Origin of the sequence: Micromonospora endophytica, from assembly GCF_003236305.1 — a bacterium.
In the GTDB taxonomy this organism is placed as follows: domain Bacteria; phylum Actinomycetota; class Actinomycetes; order Mycobacteriales; family Micromonosporaceae; genus Micromonospora; species Micromonospora endophytica.
Genome location: NZ_POTX01000383.1, coordinates 1 through 3,664, shown reverse-complemented (window position 1 = coordinate 3,664; position 3,664 = coordinate 1). Strand labels below are relative to the sequence as shown.

General features: G+C 71.5%; 2 protein-coding genes and 1 pseudogene. All 3 read left to right on the top strand.

The features are described from left to right. Window positions 1-571, top strand: a pseudogene (locus C1I93_RS29420) (glycoside hydrolase family 2 protein); the annotation flags it as partial. 55 nt (window positions 572-626) lie between these two features. Beyond that, window positions 627-2,756 carry a cellulase family glycosylhydrolase gene (locus tag C1I93_RS29410; RefSeq protein WP_146603609.1) on the top strand — a complete coding sequence of 710 codons (2,130 nt, stop codon included), beginning with the start codon at window positions 627-629 and terminating at the stop codon, window positions 2,754-2,756. Between the two features lie 107 nt (window positions 2,757-2,863). After that, window positions 2,864-3,664 (top strand): SMP-30/gluconolactonase/LRE family protein (locus C1I93_RS29405; protein ID WP_111246514.1); only part of this gene is annotated, 801 nt, incomplete at its 3' end.

Here is a 3,664-nt window from a genome sequence, read left to right as displayed (position 1 = left end):
ACCCCGCGAGGCTGCCCAACCCCGCGAGGCCAGCCAGCCCCGCGACGGTGGGTTGGCGCTGGTCGCGGTCAACGACGGTGGCGAACCGTGGCGGGCGTCGGTGACGCTCACCCGGCTGACCGTCACCGGCGATCCCCGGGCGAAGACCACGCTGGAACTCGACGTCCCGGCGTACGACAGCGTCACGGTGGCGCTGCCGGCGGAGCTGGCGCGGCCCGACGAGGCCCGGCGTGAGCTGCTGGTCGCCGATGCCGGCAGCGACCGGGCGCTCTGGTTCTTCGCCGAGGACCGCGACATGGACTACCCGGCGGCGGAGTACGACGTCACTGTCGAGCCGACCGACGGCGGCCAGCGGGTCCGGGTCACCGCCCGCACCATCCTGCGCGACCTCACTCTCTTTCCCGACCGGCTCGACCCGTCCGCGCAGGTCGACGAGGCCCTGATCACGCTGCTGCCCGGCGAGTCGGCAACCTTCACCGTCCACTCCGCAGCACCGCTCGACCCCACCGCACTCACCACGCAGCCCACCCTCCGCTGCGTGAACGACATGCAAGGAAGGGCCCCCTATTAACGCCTGGTGTAGAGGAGGGGCCCCTTCTTAACACCACCACCCGAAGGGGAATCCGATGAGGAGCACACTGGCCGGCGTCATGCTGGCCCTGACCGGCCTGCTCGCGACGGCGGCGGCCCCGACGGGCGCGGCGGCGGCCCCGGCAACGGCGGACCGGGCGGCGGCCCCGGCAACGGCGGACCGGGCAACGGCGGACCGGGCAACGGCGGCCCCGGCGGCGGACCGGGCGGCGGCCCCGGCGGCGAGCGCGCCGGGGACAGGCACGCAGGCGGCGGGGAAGGCGGCGGGCGGCGACCGGGGCCAGGGCTTCGTGGTACGCAAGGGCGACCGGCTGTACGCCGACAACAAGCCGTTTCGCTTCGCCGGCAGCAACAACTACTACCTGATGTACAAGTCCCGCACGATGGTCGACGACGTGTTCGCCGACGCGAAGGCGGCCGGTTTCACGGTGCTGCGGCACTGGGGTTTCCTCGACATCGGCACGCCGGGTGGCACCGACTCGGTGCACGGACCCGCCGACGGGGTGTGGTTCCAGCACTGGGACGGTGAGAAACCGGTGATCAACGACGGGCCGGACGGCCTCCAGCGTCTCGATCAGGTGCTCGACGCCGCCCGCCGGGCCGGCATCCGCGTGATCATCCCGCTGACGAACAACTGGCGCGACTTCGGCGGCATGGACCAGTACGTCCGCTGGCGCGGCGGTGAGCACCACGACGACTTCTACACCGATCCGGTGATCCGTGGCTGGTACCGCGACTGGGTGACGCACCTGCTCAACCGGGTCAACACGGTGACCGGGGTGGCGTACAAGGATGATCCCACCATCATGGCCTGGGAGCTGGCGAACGAGCCGCGCTGCAAGGGTTCCGGGGTCTACCCGCCGTCGCCGGACTGCTCCACCGAGACGCTCACCACCTGGGCGGACGAGATGAGCCGGCACATCAAGTCGATCGACCGGCGGCACCTGGTCGGGGTCGGCGACGAGGGCTTCTTCTGCGACGGTCCCGACGCCGGGCACTGGACGGTGAACTGCGGCGAGGGGGTGGACTCGGTGGCGCTGAGCCGGCTGCCGGCCGTCGACGTGATGGGCTACCACCTGTACCCGGACCACTGGGGCACCGACGCCGACTGGAGTGTGCGCTGGATCGAGCGGCACAACCGGGAGGCGAAGCGGATCGGCAAGCCGGCCCTGCTGGGTGAGTTCGGCTGGCACGACAAGGCCACCCGCAACCCGGTCTACCAGCGCTGGACCGACACGTTCATCCGTACCGGCGGTGCCGGATTCCTCTACTGGATCCTCTCCGGCGTCTCCGACGACGGCAGCCTCTACCCGGACTACGACGGCTACACCGTCTACTGCCCGAGCCCGGTCTGCACCACCCTGAGCAACGCGGGGGAGACCATCCGGCGCGGCGTCCGCCCGCGCCCGCCGGTCGCCGACCACGACTCCGCGGTCACCGAGGCCAGCACGCCGGTCACCCTCACCCCGACAAGCAACGACATCGCGTACGCCGGCAGTGTCCGGCCGTCCACCACAGACCTCAATCCGGGGGTACGCGGACAGCAGCGTGCCGTGGCGGTCCCCGGCGGTCGTTTCGCGCTCGGCCCGGGTGGTCGGGTGGAGTTCACCCCGACCGACGGGTTCCAGGGCCGCGCGGTAGCCGCCTACACCGTCCGCGACAGCGCCGGCCGGCTCTCCAACGTCGCCGAGTTGACAGTCACCGTCAAGCCCGCACCTGGCGACGCGATCGTGCTGGCCTCGTGGGAGTCCGGCCTGGAGGGCTGGGCCCCGGGCGACTGGCAGACCGACGCCGGCACCCTGGCCCGGACGGACAGCTTCGCCACCAACGGCGGGTACGGGCTGCGGGTCACCGCCACCGGCGGCGGCTGGTTCGGGGTGGCGCTGCCCGAGCCGGTGGACCTGTCGGCCAAGAGCGTGCTCCGCTACGACCTGCGTACCTCGCCGTCGGCGGGCACCTCCACCTCGATCGCCCTGCAGACCGGTGCCGGCTGGGCCTGGTGCCAGTCGACGTTCGGCTGGGTCAACCAGGACACCACCGCCACCGTGGAGATCGACCTGCTGACCCAGCTCTCCTGTGACGCGTCGGCCCTGACCGACGTACGCGGAATCCTGATCTGGGTCAGCCCCGGCACGCACGACCTGGACCACCTCCGCGCCGAATGACCCGCGTCGGGGTTCGGCTCCCGGTGCGGGGGAGCCGAATCCCGGCGGGATGTCAGACCCGTGTCGATGATGGTGTCGACGGGTGCTGGCTGGCGGAGGGGCAGGGCATGAGCGGACCAGAAATCCTGATGGAAGGCATCGTGTTCGGCGAGTCGCCGCGCTGGCACGACGGGCGGCTCTGGTTCGCCGACTGGGGCGCGCATCAGGTGATCTCGCTCGCCGCCGACGGCAGCCATCAGGTGGAGGCCACCGTCGAGTCCTTCCCGATGTGCATCGACTTCCTGCCGGACGGGCGACTGCTCGTGGTCGACTCGAACCAACGTCGGCTGCTGCGCCGCGAGCCGGACGGCACACTGATCCCGTACGCCGATCTCGGCCCGATCGCAGACAAGCCGTGGAACGACATCGTGGTCGACGCGCACGGCAACGCGTACGTCAACACCATCAACTTCGACTTTCCCGGCGGCGAGTTCACCCCCGGTCTGATCGTGCGGGTCACCCCGGACGGCACCGTCGCGCAGGTGGCCGACGACCTCGCCTTCCCCAACGGCATGGCGATCAGCGCCGACGGCAGCACCCTGATCGTCGCCGAGTCGTACGCGAGCCGACTCACCGCGTACGACATCGGCGCCGACGGTGCCCTGAGCGGCCGGCGGGTGTGGGCGGACACGCCCGGCGACCATCCCGACGGCATCTGCCTCGACGCCGAGGGTGCCCTCTGGTACGCCGACGTCGGCAACCGGCGCTGCGTGCGGGTACGCGAGGGCGGCGAGGTGCTGGCCACCGTCAACCTCGATCGCGGCGCCTTCGCCTGCGCGCTCAGCCCCGCCCCCGATCCGCGCCTCTTCGTCCTGGCCCAACACTGGGGCGATCCCGAGCCGTCCCCGCCCACCGGCCAGCTCCTCACC

Bases quoted from the DNA above. Each gene is read 5' to 3' on its own strand.
- C1I93_RS29410 (WP_146603609.1), top strand. From the start codon at position 627: ATGAGGAGCACACTGGCCGGCGTCATGCTGGCCCTGACCGGCCTGCTC.